At 59.6% G+C, this 19,652-nt stretch carries 16 protein-coding genes, 1 tRNA gene and 1 pseudogene; 7 read left to right on the top strand and 11 right to left on the bottom strand.

Annotation, left to right across the window (positions count from 1 at the left end; all coding sequences use genetic code 11):
- Nucleotides 1-27: 27 nt before the first annotated feature.
- The 3 genes from G439_RS0110255 to G439_RS0110245 all read right to left on the bottom strand — a co-directional run bounded on the left by G439_RS0110255 (nucleotide 28) and on the right by G439_RS0110245 (nucleotide 3,066).
- Nucleotides 28-1,557 carry a glycoside hydrolase family 32 protein gene (locus tag G439_RS0110255; protein WP_022869092.1) on the bottom strand — a complete coding sequence of 510 codons (1,530 nt, stop codon included), beginning with the start codon at nucleotides 1,555-1,557 and terminating at the stop codon, nucleotides 28-30.
- A gap of 217 nt (nucleotides 1,558-1,774) precedes the next feature.
- Nucleotides 1,775-1,864, bottom strand: a tRNA-Ser gene (locus tag G439_RS0110250).
- 185 nt (nucleotides 1,865-2,049) lie between these two features.
- Complete coding sequence (locus G439_RS0110245; protein ID WP_022869091.1) at nucleotides 2,050-3,066, bottom strand: MsnO8 family LLM class oxidoreductase; 1,017 nt, start codon at nucleotides 3,064-3,066, stop codon at nucleotides 2,050-2,052.
- Between the two features lie 667 nt (nucleotides 3,067-3,733).
- On the opposite strand from G439_RS0110245, the gene G439_RS12020 reads away from it, so the two are divergent.
- Both G439_RS12020 and G439_RS12015 read left to right on the top strand, forming a co-directional pair.
- Nucleotides 3,734-5,077: an alpha-L-fucosidase gene (locus G439_RS12020; protein WP_022869090.1), complete on the top strand. Its 1,344-nt coding sequence runs from the start codon at nucleotides 3,734-3,736 to the stop codon at nucleotides 5,075-5,077.
- A 123-nt stretch (nucleotides 5,078-5,200) separates the two neighbouring features.
- On the top strand, nucleotides 5,201-6,778 hold the full coding sequence (locus G439_RS12015; RefSeq protein ID WP_022869089.1) for a Na+/H+ antiporter NhaC family protein: 1,578 nt from the start codon (nucleotides 5,201-5,203) through the stop codon (nucleotides 6,776-6,778).
- Nucleotides 6,779-6,905: 127 nt separating this feature from the next.
- Here the strand turns inward: G439_RS12015 and G439_RS0110230 are convergent, their stop codons facing one another.
- Complete coding sequence (locus G439_RS0110230; protein ID WP_083940875.1) at nucleotides 6,906-8,573, bottom strand: glycerol-3-phosphate dehydrogenase/oxidase; 1,668 nt, start codon at nucleotides 8,571-8,573, stop codon at nucleotides 6,906-6,908.
- A gap of 673 nt (nucleotides 8,574-9,246) precedes the next feature.
- Between G439_RS0110230 and G439_RS12010 the strand changes: the two genes are divergently transcribed.
- The gene (locus tag G439_RS12010; protein ID WP_022869087.1) at nucleotides 9,247-9,987 is read left to right on the top strand and encodes a helix-turn-helix domain-containing protein; all 741 of its coding nucleotides are present in this window, start codon (nucleotides 9,247-9,249) and stop codon (nucleotides 9,985-9,987) included.
- Nucleotides 9,988-10,058: 71 nt separating this feature from the next.
- Here the strand turns inward: G439_RS12010 and tadA are convergent, their stop codons facing one another.
- Nucleotides 10,059-10,952, bottom strand: coding sequence for a tRNA adenosine(34) deaminase TadA (gene tadA, locus G439_RS12465; protein WP_243442583.1), 894 nt, complete (start codon nucleotides 10,950-10,952; stop codon nucleotides 10,059-10,061).
- Between the two features lie 263 nt (nucleotides 10,953-11,215).
- A complete protein-coding gene (gene upp, locus G439_RS0110215; protein ID WP_022869085.1) occupies nucleotides 11,216-11,854 on the bottom strand; it encodes a uracil phosphoribosyltransferase in 639 nt (212 codons plus the stop codon).
- 101 nt (nucleotides 11,855-11,955) lie between these two features.
- On the opposite strand from upp, the pseudogene G439_RS12000 reads away from it, so the two are divergent.
- Nucleotides 11,956-12,198, top strand: a pseudogene (locus tag G439_RS12000) (DUF1440 domain-containing protein); the annotation flags it as partial.
- Nucleotides 12,199-12,334: 136 nt separating this feature from the next.
- Here the strand turns inward: G439_RS12000 and G439_RS0110205 are convergent.
- The 5 genes from G439_RS0110205 to G439_RS12300 all read right to left on the bottom strand — a co-directional run bounded on the left by G439_RS0110205 (nucleotide 12,335) and on the right by G439_RS12300 (nucleotide 16,901).
- Entirely contained in the window at nucleotides 12,335-13,195 is an 861-nt protein-coding gene (locus G439_RS0110205) for a MetQ/NlpA family ABC transporter substrate-binding protein (protein ID WP_022869083.1), read from the bottom strand.
- Between the two features lie 571 nt (nucleotides 13,196-13,766).
- A complete protein-coding gene (locus G439_RS0110200) occupies nucleotides 13,767-14,498 on the bottom strand; it encodes a methionine ABC transporter permease (protein ID WP_131333647.1) in 732 nt (243 codons plus the stop codon).
- Nucleotides 14,499-14,584: 86 nt separating this feature from the next.
- Nucleotides 14,585-15,577, bottom strand: a complete 993-nt coding sequence (locus G439_RS0110195; protein WP_022869081.1) for a methionine ABC transporter ATP-binding protein — start codon at nucleotides 15,575-15,577, stop codon at nucleotides 14,585-14,587.
- 242 nt (nucleotides 15,578-15,819) lie between these two features.
- Entirely contained in the window at nucleotides 15,820-16,209 is a 390-nt protein-coding gene (locus tag G439_RS11995; RefSeq protein WP_022869080.1) for a fluoride efflux transporter FluC, read from the bottom strand.
- Complete coding sequence (locus G439_RS12300; protein WP_165544542.1) at nucleotides 16,206-16,901, bottom strand: fluoride efflux transporter FluC; 696 nt, start codon at nucleotides 16,899-16,901, stop codon at nucleotides 16,206-16,208. The genes G439_RS11995 and G439_RS12300 overlap by 4 nt, the downstream gene beginning before the upstream one ends.
- Nucleotides 16,902-17,020: 119 nt before the next feature.
- Here G439_RS12300 and G439_RS0110180 point away from each other — a divergent pair, with 119 nt between their 5' ends.
- The 3 genes from G439_RS0110180 to G439_RS0110170 all read left to right on the top strand — a co-directional run bounded on the left by G439_RS0110180 (nucleotide 17,021) and on the right by G439_RS0110170 (nucleotide 18,798).
- A complete protein-coding gene (locus G439_RS0110180) occupies nucleotides 17,021-17,440 on the top strand; it encodes a hypothetical protein (protein ID WP_022869078.1) in 420 nt (139 codons plus the stop codon).
- The gene (gene gluQRS / locus G439_RS0110175; protein ID WP_022869077.1) at nucleotides 17,437-18,360 is read left to right on the top strand and encodes a tRNA glutamyl-Q(34) synthetase GluQRS; all 924 of its coding nucleotides are present in this window, start codon (nucleotides 17,437-17,439) and stop codon (nucleotides 18,358-18,360) included. Before G439_RS0110180 ends, gluQRS begins: the two co-directional genes overlap by 4 nt.
- 63 nt (nucleotides 18,361-18,423) lie before the next feature.
- Nucleotides 18,424-18,798 carry a hypothetical protein gene (locus tag G439_RS0110170; protein WP_022869076.1) on the top strand — a complete coding sequence of 125 codons (375 nt, stop codon included), beginning with the start codon at nucleotides 18,424-18,426 and terminating at the stop codon, nucleotides 18,796-18,798.
- Nucleotides 18,799-19,652: the final 854 nt, after the last annotated feature.

The raw sequence follows: 19,652 nt of genomic DNA, 5'->3' as shown, positions 1-19,652 counted from the left end.
CAGACAACACTGCCGAGGCGACTGGCCTCAGTCCAGGCGCGCGACCTCGACCTCGTCAAGACGCACCCGACCATCGGCGCTCAGACGCGGCCCCGAAGGCTGGCCCTCCGCACCTTGAACAAACGCGCGGAATGTGAAGACTCGCGAGCCTCCGCCAACGAAAACCTCCACCAGCGAATGGTCCACAATCAGCTCAAACCGGCCAGACTCTGTGCCAGACAAAGTGACCTCGCGGACGCCGCCGTGCGGGTAACGACTCCCCGACCGGTCAACAACCATGCGGCCGGCCTCCAAACGCAGCCGCACGCCGCTTGCCTCACCCAAGTCCACGACGAGGGCGGCCCCGTCCTCGTACGCCACATCCGCAGCGAAGCGGAAGGCACGCGAACCCTCAAGCCCCGCCACCTGCCCAGCTTCTGCTTCGACAAGGAGCGACGAGGGCGACGCCCCCTCAAGCGGGAGGCCAGGCAAGAAGGGGCGCTGCACCAGGCGACCGCCGACCAGGGCCAGGGCGCGTGGAGACGTCAAGCAATGCACCCAGCCGCCGCTTTCGATGGAGGGCTGGGCGTCTTCGTCGGCGTTGCCAGCCCAACCGATGAGGAGCTTGGGGTCACCATCGACGTCATTCCACGAGACAGCTTGGTCTTGGGCGTCGCGGCGCGCATACACCTGGGGGGCGTAGAACTCGAAGCCGCGGTCGACCTCTTCGAAGGAGCCGTCAGCGCCCCGCAGTTCGGCGCCCACCAGGTTTCCGACGATGTAGACGCAGGCGAAAATGTTGTCAAAGCCTTCGCGGTCAGGGTCAATGCCCTGGGGGCAAAAGATCAGAACGTCTTTAATTTCGCCTGTGGATTCGTCGCGCAGGCGCACCAGGTTGGGGCATTCCCACATGTAGCCGAAGTTGTCGAAAGCTCCGTGCGCGTCCGGGAAAGTCATCTCTCCTTCACAGACCCAGTTCCGCAGATCATGCGAGCGATAGAGCAGGGCCGCGCCGGTCAGGTTGTCACGCTGAACTCCCAGGAGCATTCGGTAAGACCCCGCAGGATTGTCCAGGTCATCGGTGTCTTGCCAGACCTGGGGGTCGCGGAAGTGAGCGGTGTAGCCGTCGGGTTGGCGCTCGATGATGGGCGAGGTGATCTTGGTGAAGACCTTGAGGTCCGGGGTGGTGACGACGCACTGGGTTGCTTCGCGTTCGTCGGTGACCGGGTCCTTGTAGTTGCCGGTGTACCAGAGTTCAACACCGTCAGGAGTGGCGATGGCAGTGCCCGAGTAGGCGCCGTTGGCGTCCTGGTGGCAGTCGGGGGCGATCGCGGGTGCGTGTTGCGTCCAGTTGACGAGGTCGGGCGAGGTTGCGTGGCCCCAGTACACGAGGCGGCGCGGGTGGTGCGGGGTGTATTGATAGAAGGCGTGGTAGGTGTCGCCGTCAACTATGAGACCGTTGGGATCGTTGAGGCGGCCGACGGGAGGAGCCACGTGGAAAGTCGGGTAATCCGGGTCTTGGGCGGCTGTGGAGTTACGTTCGGCTTGGCGAGCGAGCGCCATGAAATCCTCGGTCATAGGGCGAGGCTAACAGTTGTGACGCACGTTTGACAGACTCAGCAGCAATTTTGCCCACCACCCTCTCCCTCCCTCACCGCGAAGGACGCCCAAAAGTTTGCCGAGGGACGCCCAAGACCTTCTGGCGACGCACCCTAAGAACACAGAACCGTCGCGCCTCATTCCACATACCAAAACCCCGCGACTCCGACTTTCGTTGGAATCACGGGGCAAACTATGGCGGTAGCGCTGGGATTTGAACCCAGGGTGGCTGTGACACCACACAGCATTTCGAGTGCTGCACCTTCGGCCGCTCGGACACGCTACCTTGTGCGCCAATCGTAACGGGAAGCAGACAGCTGCGCCAACTTCCCAAGGAAAGGTGCGAGCAGTCGCACAATCAGCCCCCCCCGATCCACCCATCAAACTCTCGTCGGTGCACCAACTGCAAGCCCGCCCTCGTCAAACACATTGCAAAACGAGAATTGCAACGACAGCGCCAACCTACTCCGATCAGTCAGACAGACGGGCGGCAAGCTCCGCATACTGCTTGAGCTTCACCGCGGTATCACCGATGTAGCTGATCAGCATAACTTCATCAACTCGATGCCCCTTGACGAAGCCGCGGATCAGATCGGCAACCCGGTCATAGTCGCCAACGATGATCGCTGTATCTCGCTCCAGCCACTTGCGGGCCTCATCCTTTTCAGCCTCGGACATCAGCTCTGGCGCTTTGAACTCGGACGGACGCCCCAGACGCAAGCACAGACGGAAATACGCCCCCGGGAGCGCCTGGTCGATAGCCTCAGACTCAGTTGCCGCCGCGGAGACACAGAGCGCTGAAAGAGTCTGGCCCGTAGCCCCGCGCTTAGGGGCACCCGGCCCCAACGGCAGAGGCTCAGCAGGCAAGTGAGCCCGGTAATGGTCCATTATTTCAGGCTGTTGTTTGCCCGAGAAGAACTGCGCGTACGCATAGTTCATCCCCCGCACTCCAGCCCACGCCGCCGACTGGCCCGACGACCCAAGCAACCACTTTTCGGCGGCAACCTCCGGTTCTGGATAGGCACGTATCTTCGCGTACGGGTGATCGTCACCCAATGTGTGTTCGATAATCGCCACGGCCTCATCGATTAGCACGTTAATGACCTGCGGATCGACAACCCTGCCCTGGTTCAGAGCGTGGGCGGAGATCATGTCCCCACCCGGGGCTCGGCCCAAGCCCATGTCGACCCGGTTAGGGTGGAGGGTGGCCATTGTGTTAAACATTTCACCGATTTGAGCGGATCCCTGGTGCATGGCCATGACGCCGCCGGAGCCAATGCGGATCCGGCTGGTCTTTGTCAGCAGATGCGTCATGATTAGCTGCGGTACGGAAGACAGAAACGCCGCAGTGTTGTGGTGTTCAGCGATCCAAAAACGATGAAAGTTCAAGTCTTCGAGGCCCTGAGCCAAGGTGACCATGTCTTCAATAGCTTCGCGCGGCGTGCTATCGGCAAAAAGCGGAACCTGTTCGAGGGCACTTAAACGCATAGGTATTTCCTTTCAATAGTCGACGCAGCGTGGGTTGCACCGACGCATATCCAGTGTCCCAGCCTCATCGGCGAGACGCCCGACGAAGGCGAGTGGCAAAGGTGCCCGACGAAGGCGGGTGGCAAAGGTGCCCAACAAAGGCGGCCGCCTGGTTTTACCCGCAGAATCAGACACAGTCGTGGTTATCAAGGCGACAGCGCAAAAGTACTTTCATTGAGATTCCGGCAATCTTCTGCTCGACTGCCTGCGCGCTAAACAACGACTGTGTCTGTTTTTGCGGGTCGCGCAGACATGCCCCGCACACCGACTCCAAAGTTGTCAACAGTTTCCCAACCACGGGGAATACCTATCCTCTGTGATGGTCACATCGCGATAATGGGCAGCATCAGCACACAAGCCGCGTGCATGCATAGTTCGCGCGCACAGCTAAGGCAAACAACGAGCATACACAACCACCGCAGACCATGAGCAGTGTTGTCAGTGGTAGCAGACAGCAGCGAGCAGACAAAAATCGACAGTCACAAACAGTAGGAAACAACACCAGCCAGCAAGAAAGAAGCAGCAGCCAGATAGCAGTACCAACCTTCGAGCAACCAATACCGACGCCTGGCGGCAGGCATACATACCCAACCAGCCCCCCAACCCATATCACGCAAAGGAGCCCCCGATGACAACGCCCAGCTGGGAAGAACTCGACGCCCGGCCCTGCCCGCCTTGGTTCCAAAAAGCCAAGTTCGGCATTTTCATCCACTGGGGTGTTTTCTCTGTTCCTGCGTGGCGCACACTGTCCAATGAACAATTCGGCTCCTACGCCGAGTGGTACTACGCCTCTGTCTACGGCCCCTACCGCAACGCTGACGGCGACTTTCACACCAAGCATTACGGCGACAAGCTTTACCGCGACTTCGCGCCCGAATTCACTGCGGAACTCTTCGATCCGCAGCGTTGGGCCAACCTTTTTAAGCGCGCCGGAGCCCGATATGTGGTCCTGACTTCTAAGCATCACGAAGGCTATTGCTTGTGGCCCACGCGTAATCCTCATAAGAAGAATTGGAATGCCGGCGACATTGGCCCCCACCGCGACCTGGTCGGTGACCTGACGGATGCGGTGCGAGCCGAAGGCCTGAAGATGGGCTTGTATCACTCGATGATCGATTGGGAGACGAACCGCTCTCACCGGGTTGATGGAGGCCATTTCGTTCCGGAAAAGGATGTGGAACTCTTCGGCATTCCCGAAGCGGATTACCCAACGGAGATTCTTGAAGAACAGTGGAAAGATTTCAATACTCGTTACGCTCCGTCGGTGATTTACACCGATGGCGGCGAGTGGGACCTGTCAGAAGATTACGCCCAGACCCGCAAGCTTCTGGGTTGGCTGTACAACGAGGCTCCCAACAGGGATGAAGTCGTTGTCAATGACCGCATGCATGTGGGAATGCCAGGCAATCACGGCGATTATTATTCGACGGAATATCAGGACATTGACGGTTTTGGCACCGCCCACCCGTGGGAGGAGTCGCGCGGCATTGGCGGATCCTACGGTTTTAACCGCGCGGAGAATATCGAGGATTACGCGACGGCTCCCGAGTTGGTGACGTTGCTGGTGCGCACGGTGTCCCAGGGCGGCAATTTCCTTTTGAATGTGGGCCCAACTGCTGACGGTCGCATCCCTGTGATTCAGCAGGAGCGCCTGTTGCAGATTGGCGCGTGGATGGACGATCACGGCGACGCAATTTATGACACGGTCCCCGCTTCTGGCTGGTCTGCGCCTGAGGGCGTGCACTTGACGTCGAAGGATGGCGTGGTTTTTGCAATGGTCGAGGGCGGCGCCACCGAGGTCAGGTTGCCTCTTCCCGAGGGCGTGTCGGTGGTGTCGGTTACCGACCTGGCTTCCGGCGCTGAAGTTGCTGTCAATTCTGGCAAAACCGAGGAAGCATCGTCAGTGTCCTTCATCTCGCCTGCGGCTCGCGCTGACGGGTGCCCGACGGTGGTTCGTTTGGCGTTGGCGTGACTCATTGACGAGGGCGTGCGGGGGATTCTCACGACTGCCCGCTCGCCCTTGTCGCTCACGCTCAATCCCACAATCCCAAGAATTCTTTTTCCCTTCCCAATACTCAACAACCTGGAGAAACACATGAGTAGCAATGTTGCTCCCGCCCAGCCGGTCGAGGGCATGCCTGAGTCTGACAAGACGATGGGCCGCAAGAAGAAGCCCTTTAAGTTCTGGCATGCACTGGCGCCTGTCCTCCTCCTTGTCGCACTGATCCTGTGGGGCATGGTTTTGGGCCCAATGGTCTTTGACCTTGAGTCGTGGCCGCTGGAATTCACTTTCGCTTTGGGCGCCCTGTGCACCTGGTGTCTGCTGTTCTACCTGGGATATTCCTTCGAGGAGATCACGGCAAAGATGGGGCAGCGCACCCTGACTGCGTTAACAGCCATTTGGATGCTCATGACGATTGGTCTGCTGATCGGCGCATGGACTGCATCGGGCACCATTCCGTTGCTCGTGTACTGGGGCATGGAGTTGGTGAATCCGGCGTGGATTTACCTGGTTGCTTTCCTCATCACGTCGGTGTTTTCACTGGCAACGGGGACGTCGTGGGGTTCGGCTGGAACGATTGGCGTGGTGTTGATTGCGGTCGGCACGGCCACCGGAGCAAACCTTGGTTTGTTGGCTGGCGCAATCATTGGTGGCGCCTACTTTGGCGACAAGATGTCTCCCCTGTCTGATACGACGAACATGGCGGCAATGGGCGCGGGCATTCCCGTATATTCGCACGTGCGCTCGATGCTCAACACCACGGGGCCTGCTTATCTGATCGCTGCGGTGTTGTACGCGGTGGCAGGTTTTGTTGTTCCAGCATCGGTGGCTACCGATATTTCTGAATACACGCAGCCCACGGCTGACGCTTTGTCCGCAGAGTTCAATTTCTCTGCTGGCGCTGTGGTTACTCTGCTTGTGCCGGTAGCAGTGATTATTGTGGGTGCAATTTGGCGCAAGCCTCCGCTGCCGACCCTGTTTTTCTCAATTGCGGCCGCTTGTGTCGTAGCCATTTTTGTTCAGGGCCAGTCGTTGACCAACATGATTGCGACTCTGATGAATGGCTTTACCCCTGAGATGCTGGCCGATGGCGGTGCAGCTCTGAACGAGCAGGCAACGACGATTGTGTCGCGCGGTGGCCTGTACTCGATGGCTTCTGCCGTGTGCATCACCTTGTTCGTGTTCATGTTTATTGGCGCGATGGACGTTCTCAACGCCATGGAGGTTGTGGTGAACAAGGCCTTCGGCTGGGCGAAGTCGCGGGTAGCACTGATTTTGTCGGCTCTGCTGTCGTCCTCGTTCATCAATGGGTTCTCTTCGAACCAGTACGCGACCGCATTCTTGGTGGGTACGGCTTTTGGTCCGAAGTTCGATCAGGCTGGTATTCCGCGTCGCGTGTTGTCGCGTTCGATCGAGGATTACGGCACTTTCATTGAGCCGATGTTGCCGTGGACGACGACCGGTATTTTCATGGTGTCGACGCTGGGTGTGGCTTATTCGGATTACATTCCGTTCATGTTCTTGCAGATCATCAATTTTGTGATTGCTCCGGTTTTGGCGATCACGGGTATTGGCTGCTTCTACAAGAACAAGGCTGCGTTGGAGGAGGGCCCGGCTGGGGCTGAGGTATCGCGTAACGCTGCGGCGTACGAGGCCGCTCGCGCAGCCTGATCTCTTAGTCTTTCCAGCGATCCCCCCGCCCGCCGAGAGCAGACCTTATGGTCGAAAATGGCCGGTTTTTAGGCCAAAAACGACCATAAGGTCTGCTCTCGGCGAAAGAGCGGGGGAGAGGGAGCGCTTAGATAGCTCCCTCAATGTGGGCGACGGCGGCGGCGTCAGCGGCTTCGGCTTCGGCAGCCAGAACCTGCTCAACGCGCTCGGCATACGCCAGCTTCTCAGCGTCGACAGTTTCCTCGTCCCATCCGAGCAGAGGAGCCATGATCTCGGCGATCTCGTCGCAAGCTGCCAGACCGTGGTCACGCTGTTCAATGTCGAGGCGGACTCGTCGCAGCAGCACGTCATCAAGGTGGGCCGCGCCCTCGTGAGTCACCGCCCACGCGACCTCGGCACGTAAGAAGGCCGGCTCGGCCTCTAACGGTTCGGCCAGCTTCGCGTCCGCACCCTCGTCAATAACTTTAAGCAGGTCCACGACTTCGTCGCCGTAGCGGTCAAGTAGGTGGTGGACTCGCTCGAGCGTCCAGCCGCGGGCGCGCGCAATTTCGCCGGCTCGGTCGGCCAGGCCGTGATAGCGGCGGGCTCCAACCAGCGGCAACGTCGCGGTCTTAGAGGGCGTTGCTTTGGCTTTGGCTTCCCCGAGGGCGTGGTTGACGGCGTCCTCGGCCATGACTCGGTAGGTGGTGAGTTTGCCGCCGGCGATGGCGGTCAGGCCCGGAACAATGCGAGTGACGGTGTGTTCGCGCGACACTTTTGTAGAGGAGGCTTCGGCGCCGGGGCGCAGCTTGGGCTGGAGCAGGGGGCGCAATCCCGCGTACACGCCAATGACGTCGTCGCGCGAGATGGGCTTGGAGAGCACCTCGTTTGCGTGGTTGATGACGTAGTCGATGTCTGCGCTGGTGGCAACGGGTTTGGCGACATCGTGTTCCCACGGGGTGTCGGTGGTTCCAATCACCCAGTAGCGCGGCCACGGGATGATGAAGAGCACGGATTTTTCGGTGCGCAGGAAGATGCCGGTTTCGGCGTCGATTGCTTCCTTGGGCACAACAATGTGGATGCCTTTGGAGGCCAAGACTTTCAGGCCGCCGTCCGAGGTGGCCAGGTCTTGGGTGTCTTCGGTCCACACTCCGGTGGCGTTGATGACCTGCTTGGCGTGGATTTCGCGTTCTTGGCCGGTTTCGAGGTCGGTGATGTAGGCGCCTTCAACTCCGCCTTGGGCGTCTTTGATGAATCCGGTGACCTTGGCGCGGTTGGCGGCCATGGCTCCCAGGCCGACTGCGGTTCGTACGAGGGCGAGGACAAGGCGTGCGTCGTCGACTCGGGCGTCGTAGAAGCGGATGGCTCCTGCGAGTTTGGTCGAGTCGAGGGCGGGCGCGAGGGCGCGTGTTCCTTTTTTACCGAGGTGCTTTTGCACGGGCACGGTTTTCTTGCCGCGGGCTCCGGCGATTGCGAGGGCGTCGTACATGCCAACGCCGATCGCGGAGTATGAGCGTTCGTATTGGTGTTTGAGTGGCCAGAGGAAAGGTTGGGCTTTGACGAGGTGGGGGGCTGTCGTTTCCAGGAGCCGACCGCGTTCGGTCAGGGCTTCATGTACGAGGGCGAAGTCGAGTTGGTAGAGGTAGCGCAGGCCACCGTGGACGAGTTTGGAGGACCAGGATGAGGTTCCTGATGCCCAGTCGCCCATTTCGACGATGGCTGTACGCAGGCCTCGCGATGCGGCGTCTACGGCAATCCCAGCTCCTGTGACACCACCGCCGACGACGAGGACGTCGAGGCCTTCGGCATTGGTCATTGAGTCGAGGGCGTCTTGGCGTTGGCGGGTGTTGAGTGTTGTGTCGGCGAGGTTGGGGTTAGCCACCTTTGGCTCCTTGTTCTCTTTGTCTCTTTGCACTCTGACGAGTCCGATTCGTCGTTGAAGTGGGCAGGTTTGGTCTGCCGGGTAGATCCAGCCTCGCCAACTTCGCACAGGCGTGCAACTTATTAACACAAATGTGCGACTCAACTTTCAAAAACTGACATCATGCTCAATTCAAGTAGGTGAGCCTTAACTACAGTAAGCAATTTACAAAGTGACAAACATCACTCTACAAGTTGCTCAGAAATGCAAACCGAACGGTTGATCACTAAATAGCAATCACATCGCCCAAGCACAGTCCGTCCAGCACTGCCGATTACAGTGCTGCAACCCTAGATAATCCGCCTCCCCACCAAGTTAAAACCCTCCCCACCAAGGAACAAACCCTCGAACAACACAAAGTTTTCAAAATTCAACAAGGCTTTAATTAAGTGGGATAAGCGCAAAACATTCTGAATAAACGGTTAATTTTCTTACAAAAATTCACCGTATTCTTATGACTCATCCAACAATTCCAAGCAGGAACACCTTGAAGTAATTAACAGGGTCGCTCCACACCCGGCTCATCAGCAATACCGATCTCCAAGACACAGACCGAAGAAGAACGAACATGACCGCACACAACACTCCCCTGGGACTCACCGACTTCACCAAGGTGCTCAGCCGCCTCACCCCCGCACAACAAGCACTCTTCACTCAGATCGGCCGCCACAGCGAACCCGTTACCGTTCCAATGCTCGCCAAAGAGCTTGGCCTGCACGTGTCCTCAGTGCGGGAAACCCTTGAGGCACTCATCAAAGCGGACATCGTCACCTCCGAACGTATGCCAACCAAAGGTCGCGGACGCCCCGCCATCGGATACTCAACGATTCTGCCACCCCATCCCATGTTCGTCGCCTTAACGCTCAAACACTTCTCTCGCGCAGTTTTCACATGGCTCGAAAGCCTCGACGAGGACGCTGCGATGGCCGCAGCCCATCAGATCGGCGTCAACTGGGGTATTGAGGCACTCAACTACATGAACGTCGAACGCCTCGACCAATACGACGAACTTCCAGCACACTTCAACTACGCAGAGTTCCTCAACGAAACGCGGACCTGCCTGCGTCGAATGGGCCTGGGAGCCACACGCGAATCATCAGACCCCAAGACACTAGTCCTGCTGACCTCTCCCGTAGTGGAACCGTCCAACCCCAACCGATTCGCCCTGCAGGCGCGCATCGGCATGGTGGACGGCTTCCTGTCACGCCGATTCGGCCGCTTTATCGACAACCAAATCGAACCCGATCCCGACAACCCGCTCAACCTCGTCCTCGTCGCACATCCCACTGCCGAAATGGATGAGGCCTAAAGCCCAATCCAGCAATCAAATAACTATCGGCCTCAGGCTTGGTTCCATGCCAATGCTTGAGGCCGATCGTTTTAGTGCCGAGCGTTGCGGCGTCGCCGACTTCGCAGAGGAATCCCCGCCGCTGTCATAGTGAACGAGGGCGCCGCCGGCTGAGATGGTTGGAGATCAGATGCTTTCAGCTCGGGCAATTTTGGGCCAACCTGCGTCAAATCGACCGATTCTGACTCAGCCTGCTCTAAGTCAACCTCCGTCGACGCAACCGCTTCCGCCCCAGCCTGTTCTAAGCAAACTTGCGTCAACTCAATCGGTTCTCGCTCGGTATCTTCTGGCTCAAGCCGCGTAGGCCCAACCACTTTTGCTTTGGTTCCTTGAACCTCGGTTTCCTTAAGGATTTTTCTGCCGGACGTTGCAGCTGCTGCGTCCTCGTGACCATCAGCATCCTTGTGATCAGCCCAGCCCTTAACAGTCTCAAATGCAGGAACCTTCGCGGGTGCGTCCGCAAGCGCCGCGCGCCCAGTCGCCTCAGCAGCATGCTCACGGCGGCTCTCAAAGAACGCGCGGAGTTGGACGGTGGCCTCTTGACCCAGGACTCCGCCGATCACTTCTAGCGAATGGTTGAGTCGCGAGTCGCGCAAAACATCGCGTAGTGATCCTGCTGCTCCGGCTTTAGGGTCCCATGCGCCGAAAACGACCCGATCGACGCGTGCCGCGATGGCGGCGCCAGCGCACATCGTGCACGGTTCCAACGTGACAACCAAGGTGCAGCCCACCAGGTTCCAGCGTTTTAGAGTTTTTCCGGCTTCGCGCAGCGCAACGATCTCAGCATGTCCCGCGGGATCATGGTCGGATTCACGGCAATTCCAACCTTTGCCGACGATACGGCCTAGCGAGTCAATGACGACGGCGCCAACTGGCACATCCGCAGATTCTCGAGCGCGGTTCGCCAAGAAAAGTGCGCGGCTCATCGCTTCTCGATAACGGTCCATTGGAGTCACGGTCCAAGCGTACCGGTACGCTGAGCCCCGACAAGACTTTCCCACCAAGATCAGGGTCTTCCCAGGGTGTCCGGACTCCCTCCAAACATCCCCCGCGAGGGACGCCCATAACTTCCGCGAGGGACGCCCACCGCAGAAAACGACAGCGCCCCCGGAACCGGAAAACCAGCAAAGGAGGCGCGTCCTCGTGAACAGTTATGACCGAATTCAGCCCAACTGCTCAGAAAACCGCGTCAGTCGACAATCCCATAAAGGCGGTCGCCCGCGTCACCCAAACCAGGGACAATGTACGACTTCTCGTTGAGACGCTCATCAACAGCAGCAACAACAACCTTGACGTCAGCACGGTCGCCGATCGCATCCTCGAGAGTCTTAATTCCTTCGGGAGCAGCCAAGATACACACGCAGGTAACGTCCCTGGCGCCACGCTCAAACAGGTAATTCGTAGCGGCAACCATGGTGTGGCCGGTAGCCAGCATCGGGTCGAGCACGAAACACTGACGCCCCGACAGATCATCAGGCAGACGGTTTGCGTAGGTCTCGATCTCCAGGGTGTCATCATCACGGCGCATCCCCAAGAAGCCAACTTCGGCAGTCGGCAGCATACGCGTCATGCCTTCAAGCATGCCCAGACCGGCACGTAAAACGGGCACAACGATGGGGCGCGGCTCGGACAGCGTCTTGCCGATGGTTGGGGCCACCGGGGTTTCGATGGGAGTATCGGAAACTGCAACATCTCGTGTTGCCTCATAGGCCAGGAGGGTGACGAGTTCGTCGACAAGTTGGCGGAATGTGGCCGATGGGGTGTTGCGGTCGCGTAGGACGGTGAGTTTGTGGGCGATAAGCGGGTGGTCCGCGATATGAAGCTGCATGCTCCTAGGCTACCGCGGACGAGGCCGAGGCCGGGAGTTCGTGGAGGATATGCGTTTGTTGCAGTGCTAACTTGGGCGTCCCTCGCGGAAGTTTTGGGCATCCCTCGCGGGGAATGTGGCAAGGTGCCATGTTCGGCCTCGTCATCTGGATTGGCTTCCACCTCGTCCTCATGCCAATCATGGGAATCGTCCCCACGGCGTGGGACCAGCCGTGGGAAGAACACTTCTCCGAAATCTTCGGCCACATCTTCTGGCTGTGGGTCATCGAAGTGTTTCGCCGCGACATGCGCAACCGCATCTCCGGCCAACTCGACCCCGAGGTCCAACTGCCCGCAGCAGCCTGACGCAAAACTGCGCTCGGCCTCGTCGAATAGGACGGAGCCAAAAAGTACCCCCGCCCTGAAAACCCAGTGGCGGGGGCACTTTTCAGATAACGACCGGCTCGCACGTCAGGTGCGGACACCGGACCAGACGATCAGATCAGAACGCGGGGATCACAGAGCCGTCGGTCCACTCAGACTCGATGTAGCTCTTAACCTCAGCGGAGTGGAGCAGCTCTTCAAGCTTCTTAACAGCGTCAAGCTTGTCCGAATCAGCCTTCCAGGCCAGGATATTGACGGCCGGATTATTCTCGGGGGACTCGGTGACGATCGCGTCGTTGGCCAAAGACAGGCCACCTTCCTGCGCGTAGTTACCGTTAATCACCGCGGCATCAACGTCATCGAGGGAACGCACCAGCTGCGGGCCGTCGACCTCCCTGAACGTAAAGTCGCCCAGGATCTCAACGTTATTCACGTTCGCATCCGAGCCGTCGGTCGGCAGCTTGACGAGGCCTTCAGCCTCAAGGACAGCCAGGGCACGAGCCTGGTTTGAAGTGTCAGAGATGACACCGATCGTCGCGCCGGCCGGGAGCTCGGACAAAGACTTCACCTTGTTGGAGAAGACACCAAGAGGCTCCAGGTGGATGCCTTCGCCGGCTTCGAAGTCGTAGCCGTTTTCGGCTTCCTGGGTCTCCAGGTAAGGGACGGTCTGGAAAAAGTTGGCGTCCAAGTCGCCGCCATCGAGGGCTTCGTTGGGCTGGATGTAGTCGGAGTATTCGACAATCTCAATGTCCAAGCCGGCATCGGCAGCAAGGTTTTCATCGATGTACTGCAAGATCTTGGCGTGAGGCGACGGCGACGCACCGACCGTCAGGGTGACGGTCTCAGCCGAAGCTCCGCCGGACTCGGCAGGAGTCGTGGCAGTGGATTCGCCAGAATCACCCGAGCCGGAGCATCCGGCCAAAACGAGCGCGAAGGCGGCGGCCGCAGCTGCGACATCGGATTTACGGATGGAAGTCATGAGATTCTCTCTTCTGTGTTTCGGTTATTCAGCCTTGGGGCCAGATGCTTCTTGCCCGGACGAAATGTTGCGTTGAGCAGGAGTGCTCACTGCGCGCCGACTGGGCTCATGACACCCATCTTTGACTACGGCGGGGACTATGAGCCAATCGTGAACACGCAACGGACTTTTGTAACAGCACGCAGATAGTGGCGAAGGCGTCTGGCGGGGTTGGGCCGTGGCGGGTGAGGGCCGCGTGGGAAATGTGCACGAGCAAGGCACGCGGCACGCGAGCGGGCACACGGATACAGCACGCAGGCAAGCCGACGGCAGCACCCGCAAAAATAGACACAGTCGTGCTGGCGAGCACTCGTCTGCTCGAGAGCGAGCGGGTAAAAGCGCAGGTCACAGGCTTAGCAAGAAACGGACCGGCGAACCGTTGATGACGACTGTGTCTAATTCTGCGGGTATCCTCGGCGCAACCGTCCCAATCAGCCCCGAGAATGGCGAACTTCAGCCCCGCGAACGCCCGTGGTCAGAGCAAGCCGTGACCCTCAGTCCATGAGCGAGAACCCCAGTGCCGGACACACCCTCAGTCCCGCGAGCGATGATCCACTGCTCGGGCAATCCAATCGCCCACCAACTGAACAATCTGCACAATCACAATGATCGCCACAACCGTAGAAATCATGACGTCATCCTGCCAACGGTTGTACCCGTAATTGATCGCCATCTGCCCCAGGCCTCCGCCGCCCACGGCTCCGGCCATCGCCGAATAACCAATCAGCGTGATCGCCAGTGTCGTGATGGACTGGACCAGCATCGGCATGGCTTCGCGTACCTGAACACCCCACCGGATCTGCCGGTTAGAAGCACCCATCATCTGCGCCGCCTCAATCTTGCCTTCATCCAATGCAAGGATGTTCGACTCGACAAGCCGCGCAAAGAACGGCACCGACAACACCACCAGCGGCACAACCGTCGCCTGCCACCCCAGCGAGGTCCCCAACAGGAACTTCGTGAAAGGCAGCAGCATGATGATGCCAATGATGAACGGCAGCGAGCGCACAATGTTCACGACGAAACTCAAGAACTGGTAGACCGGCGCAATCGGCGTCAAGCCTCGCTTACCGGTCTGCACCAAGAGTAGCCCCAACGGCAACCCAATGAGCACCGCGAAGAACGTTGAGAATCCCATCATCAGCAGTGTTTCACCAATGGCGGGGATGAATTGCTTAGTCAGAGCCGGGTTATCCAGCCAGTTCGGGTCATTCTTGCCCAAACTCACCAGCCCTGTGCCGGCACCGTTTGCGGCACTGATCAGCTCCGCCCCCACCTTGTTGGCGGCCGCCGCCAGCCCGGGCGCACCCTCGCCAATAAATGACGACGAAGCGATTGCACTCAAAACATTCACAGGCTCCGCACCTCCGCAAAGACGTCGTGTTCGCGCAGCTGGCCGATGATTTTGTCGGCGTGGTAGCTGGGCACTGACAGAGCGAGGCGCCCAACTTGGGTGGTGCCCATGGATTCGAAGGTTCCGGCGGTGACGTCGGCCCCCATTGAAGCGGCGAGGTTCAAAACAGTGGCACCGGTGGGAACGCCTGGCCGCGACGTGAAGATCACGTCGAGCAGCGTGGATTCGGGGCGCAGGTCGGCTTCGTCAACGGCGGGCGCGGGCACGAGTTCGCGGGCGAGCGGGCTGGCCGGGTCCGTGACGACTTGGTTGACCGCGCCGGTTTGAACGACGCGGCCGTGGCCGAGCAGGGTCACGGAGTCGCAGATTTCGCGGACAACGGCCATTTCGTGCGTAATGATGACGATGGTGACGCCGGATGCCTCGTTGATTTGGCGCAGCAGTTCAAGGATTTGGTGCGTTGATTCGGTGTCGAGGGCGGACGTAGGTTCGTCGCATAGCAGCACGGCGGGCCGGTCGGCGAGAGCGCGGGCGATGCCGACGCGTTGGCGTTGGCCGCCTGATAGTTGGGACGGGTAGGAGTTTCCACGTCCGGTGAGGCCAACGAGGTCGAGGAGTTCGTTGACTCGTTCGTTGATTTGAGCTTTGGGTGTGCCCGCAAGTTTGAGGGGGTAGCCGATGTTGGCGGCGGCGGTGCGCGCGTCGAGGAGGTTGGCTGATTGGAACACCATGCCGATGCGGCGGCGGGCGTCGCGTAGTTCTTTGCCGTTGAGTTTTGCCAGGTCGAGTCCGTCAACGACGATGGAGCCTTCGGAGGGGTGTTCGAGGGCGGTCAGGCACCGGATAAGTGTTGATTTTCCGGCGCCGGATTGGCCGACGATTCCGTGGATGGAACCGCGTTCGACGTGCAGGGTGACGTCGTCGAGGGCAACGACTATGTTGCCGCCTTTAACGGGGTAGATTTTTCGGACCCCGCGAAGGTCGATCATTTCGTCCTCCGAGCGCTGACTTTTCCCTTGTTCAGGGGTGGACCTTCACAGCATAGGGGTGCGGCTCGGACCGCCCAAATCTTTTGTTACATCGCTTCGTATTGCGAACTCTCCCCCGAGGGACGCCCAAAACTCCCGCGAAGGACGCCCAAAACTTCGCCGAGGGACGCACGTCTTTCTCACGAAGGACGCCCATAGTCGACCTCGACAATCAATCACACAGGAAGAAACCGGGAAATTCCTCAACCCTGAAACGAACCAAAGACGAAGATCGCGGCGACGTACATGCCCATAGCCGCGCACACGAGAGCTACCACCCACACTCCGACGAGCAGGGCGGCAGCGGTCGCGTAACGCTTGGATTCGATGAGGTCCCACGCATCCATGACCGCGGTAGAGAAGGTGGTGAATCCTCCGAGAAAACCGGTGGTGATTAGCGCTGTTGCGAGGTCGGAGTCCGACACAACATGGTATGCAACGCCCGCTGCGAAGCTGCCGATGATATTGATGAGGGCGATCCCAAGGTAGGGCCGGTCGGGGGTCCTGCGTTTTGCCACGGTATCGAGTTTCCAACGGCAGGTGGCTCCGAGGGCTCCGCCAATGGCAACGCAAATCCAAAGAATTGAGGTCATAATTGGCCTCCCTGGTTGGGGCCACCTTGGCCGTGGACATCATCCTCTTGGTGCGCGTGGACTTGACTAATTCCATTCTCGCCCTCGCGGATTTGATCCTGGCCTTGGCGATCTTCGCTAATCCGGCTCGCTCGCACTTGACCGGCGTCTGCGTCAAATCGGCCCAGAATCCGACCGGTTATACGGTCAGCGCCACCTGTGACCACCAGTCCCGTGGCCAAGAGCGCCAGCGATTGCAGCAGCAATCCGGGCAGCCGTGCGAGCACTATCTCGGCGCCTGTCCCGTTGAGTGTTTGAGTCATTACGGCGCCGTAGGTGGTGAAAGCTCCGGCGAATCCGGTGGCGAGGACGAGTTTTGCGCGTTTGATCCTGCGTTTGTGGTCGGATAGTTTCGTGGATCGTGACGAGGACGTTTTCGCGGCATGCGCGAAAATTGCGTGGAGGATCCCCAGCAGGGTGGCGCCAACAAGGTTGACGATCACGGTTGACCAGATCAGACCGAATCCGTCAGACCAAATATGGGCTCCGGCGCAGGCATCAACGAGTCCTCGGCAGAGGGCTCCAAGTGCACCGCCTGCCGCCACGAAGATCCAGTCCGAAGCCCCTGTTGTGCCGACGCGGGTGAAACGCTTTTTCCTGCCGAGGCCGCGGCGCTCAGTAGCAGACTTGGAGCGACGGGCTGGCTGGGGCATGAGTTCAGTGTAGGCAGAGACGAGAGCAAACATGGGCGTCCCTCGGCGAACTTTTGGGCGTCCCTCGCGAGGACGGGAGAGAACGGAAAGGGAAAGGGAGGGACGTTAAACTGGGGCGCATGACTGGCCAGGAACTCAACGACGCGTGGTTTACCGAACTCACGTCAGCGCTGCGCGCAAACCCTCGTTGGGAATTGGACCATATCAACACCCAAATCAAACTCACCCGAGCCGAATTCGACCACGCGCGAGCAACCCAAGCCCTGGGCAGCGACGACCTGACCGCCGAAGAATTCTTCGGCCCAGCCGCCGCCTACGTCGAGTCCATCGCCACCACTCCCCCGCCGCTCACAGACCCCATCGTCTCAAAACGCTGGTACTACCTCATCACCGGAGTCCTCCTGGCCGTGGGCGCCGTCTTCCTGCGATTCCAGTCCAGCACAAGCGGATGGACAGCTCTACTCACGTTTTTCTCAGTCGTGGCCGTCGCAATGTTCTTCTGGGGATCCGTCCGCCTACGCTCCAGGCGGCACCGATGACACCCGGCGTCGGCCGCTTCGCGCCCTCGCCCACAGGAGATTTCCACGTCGGCAACCTGCGCACCGCAATCCTGGCCTGGAGCTGGGCCCGCCTCACCGGCCGATCCTTCGTCATCCGCATGGAAGACATCGACCAAGACCGCAGCGCCTCCGAAGCCGCCAAGCGCCAAATCAGCGACCTTCACGCCATCGGCTTAGATTGGGACGGGCCCGTCCTCGTACAAACTGACCGAGCCGACGCACACGAAGCCGCACTAGCCGACCTGCGGGCGCGCGGGCTGATTTTCGAGTGTTACTGCACGCGGCGCGACATTCGCGAGGCCGCGTCCGCCCCGCACATCCCGCCCGGCCACTACCCTGGCACCTGCCTGAACCTGACCGAGGCCGAACGGGAAGAAAAACGCACCGAGCTTCGAGCCGCCCACCGCGAGCCGGCTCTGAGACTGCGAGCGCCGGCCTCGTCGTGGACAGTGTTTGATGAGTTGCACGGCGAATTCACTGGGCCAGTCGACCACTTCGTGGTGCGCCGAGCCGACGGAGTACCCGCATACAACCTCGCGGCGGTGATCGATGACGGGTTCCAAGGCGTCGACCAGGTGGTGCGCGGAGATGATCTGCTGGCGCAAGCTCCAGCTCAGGCGGCGTTGGCAACGCTGCTGGGTATCCGCGTGCCGACCTACGTGCATGTGCCGCTGGCGGTGAACGCGGCGGGGGCTCGGCTAGCAAAACGCGATGGGGCGGTCACCGTCGCCCAGCTACAGGCGTTGGGTTGGTCGGTCGAGGACGTGGTCGGGTGGATTGGCCGTTCTCTGGGGGTCGAGGGCGCGCGCTGCACCGCAGATATTGTTGACGGCTTAGGTTTGGACGGGCTGCGGGCGATGAGTCAAGACCCGTGGGTGGTTGAGACTCCGGGAGTTTGAGTCGATTCGGGCGCTCGAGTGGGAGTTCGAGCCAATCCGTAGGGCTCATGGCAAACTAGACGCGTGGATTTCTTTCAGAAGCTCTTGGGCGCGCACGAACCAACCCTGATGACTATCGAGTCCGATCGTTGGATCGATGCGCCCCTCACTGGGGCGGGTGCCGCTCACTTGGAGAAACGCTGCGCCAAAGAAAAGTGGACGGATCACCGCGATGAAGAGGGCCACGAATTCCTTGCTTTGGCAATGATCGAGGGCGGAGGCATGACTGGTGTACTGAAGATCTCCAGCCAGGTCTACCCTTTGGTGACACTGACGCGGGAGCAGTCCGAGCCTGCGATGGCACAGATGCGCGCTGACCATGACCTGCGTACGACTACGGTTCGTGCGCGCGCTCAACTCGACAAAGACGGCCGCTGGCGCCTGTCGCTCAACCTCTAAATTCCAGACACAGTTTCCTCACTCCATCGCTCTCACGCCCCGTTCCCTCCCCCGCGAGGGACGCCCAAAACTTCCCCGAGGGACGCCCATAAGTCGAGCAAAGGACACCCCATGGTCCGTCGGAGCTCCTTACCAGACACCCAACTTGAACTGTGCCAACAAGTTGTCTGAAATGAACTATTCACGAGCTGATTCGGTTTAGTCCAGAACATCTCTTCTACGATCAACCCGCAGAATTAGACTTAGACACAGTCGAGTTGTCGGGTTCTCGCGCCTCATACACAAAGTGTTGAAATTCAGCCAATTTAATCTGCCGTAGCCAGCGAGCCAGCCCACGACTGTGTCTATTTTTGGGGTAAACCAGATCGGCGTCGCAAGTTGAGGCTAGCGAGAAGCCGTATTGGGACTGAAGAGAGGCACTAAAGGCCTAAGAGAACGCACTAAAAGCGCCGTAGACGTAAAGCCAGGAGCAAGAGCCCTCAGAAGGCCAGATACGCAGAACCCCCGCCGGTGGATCGCACCGAGGGGGGCCGCTGCGCGCTCGAAGGGACTCGAACCCCCAACCTTCTGGTTGGGATCATCCATGCGCACAGATGTAGTGGTGGATCTGGATGCGGAACGGCGGTTGAGGCGCGCATCCTGAATTGTGGAGCAATTACCGATTACCCCCGCTTGGCGGGAGGCCGTCGACGGTTGGGCGCGAGCGTTACGCGTTGCTGGTCGGACGGCTCAGACGATTGAAACGCGATGTGAGCACATTCGGAGGATGTCGAGGCAGACGGGTGTGGGTTCTCCTGCGCTTGTGCGATCCTCACATTTGATTGAGTGGGCGGCGGCGCATGAATGGAGTCGTG

Origin of the sequence: Schaalia vaccimaxillae DSM 15804, from assembly GCF_000420425.1 — a bacterium.
In the GTDB taxonomy this organism is placed as follows: Bacteria; Actinomycetota; Actinomycetes; order Actinomycetales; family Actinomycetaceae; genus Pauljensenia; species Pauljensenia vaccimaxillae.
The sequence above is the reverse complement of the archived record's forward strand: the minus strand, read 5'-3'. Positions and strand labels throughout refer to the sequence as shown.

What these genes read in the sequence shown, in the direction of transcription:
- gluQRS (WP_022869077.1), top strand. Translation starts at nt 17,437, where the DNA reads ATGACACCCGGCGTCGGCCGCTTCGCGCCCTCGCCCACAGGAGATTTC.
- tadA (WP_243442583.1), bottom strand. Translation starts at nt 10,952, where the DNA reads ATGAGCCGCGCACTTTTCTTGGCGAACCGCGCTCGAGAATCTGCGGAT.
- G439_RS0110245 (WP_022869091.1), bottom strand. Translation starts at nt 3,066, where the DNA reads ATGCGTTTAAGTGCCCTCGAACAGGTTCCGCTTTTTGCCGATAGCACG.
- G439_RS12020 (WP_022869090.1), top strand. Translation starts at nt 3,734, where the DNA reads ATGACAACGCCCAGCTGGGAAGAACTCGACGCCCGGCCCTGCCCGCCT.
- G439_RS12015 (WP_022869089.1), top strand. Translation starts at nt 5,201, where the DNA reads ATGAGTAGCAATGTTGCTCCCGCCCAGCCGGTCGAGGGCATGCCTGAG.
- G439_RS11995 (WP_022869080.1), bottom strand. Translation starts at nt 16,209, where the DNA reads ATGACCTCAATTCTTTGGATTTGCGTTGCCATTGGCGGAGCCCTCGGA.
- upp (WP_022869085.1), bottom strand. Translation starts at nt 11,854, where the DNA reads ATGCAGCTTCATATCGCGGACCACCCGCTTATCGCCCACAAACTCACC.
- G439_RS0110180 (WP_022869078.1), top strand. Translation starts at nt 17,021, where the DNA reads ATGACTGGCCAGGAACTCAACGACGCGTGGTTTACCGAACTCACGTCA.
- G439_RS12010 (WP_022869087.1), top strand. Translation starts at nt 9,247, where the DNA reads ATGACCGCACACAACACTCCCCTGGGACTCACCGACTTCACCAAGGTG.
- G439_RS0110205 (WP_022869083.1), bottom strand. Translation starts at nt 13,195, where the DNA reads ATGACTTCCATCCGTAAATCCGATGTCGCAGCTGCGGCCGCCGCCTTC.
- G439_RS0110195 (WP_022869081.1), bottom strand. Translation starts at nt 15,577, where the DNA reads ATGATCGACCTTCGCGGGGTCCGAAAAATCTACCCCGTTAAAGGCGGC.
- G439_RS0110230 (WP_083940875.1), bottom strand. Translation starts at nt 8,573, where the DNA reads ATGACCAATGCCGAAGGCCTCGACGTCCTCGTCGTCGGCGGTGGTGTC.
- G439_RS12300 (WP_165544542.1), bottom strand. Translation starts at nt 16,901, where the DNA reads ATGCCCCAGCCAGCCCGTCGCTCCAAGTCTGCTACTGAGCGCCGCGGC.
- G439_RS0110255 (WP_022869092.1), bottom strand. Translation starts at nt 1,557, where the DNA reads ATGACCGAGGATTTCATGGCGCTCGCTCGCCAAGCCGAACGTAACTCC.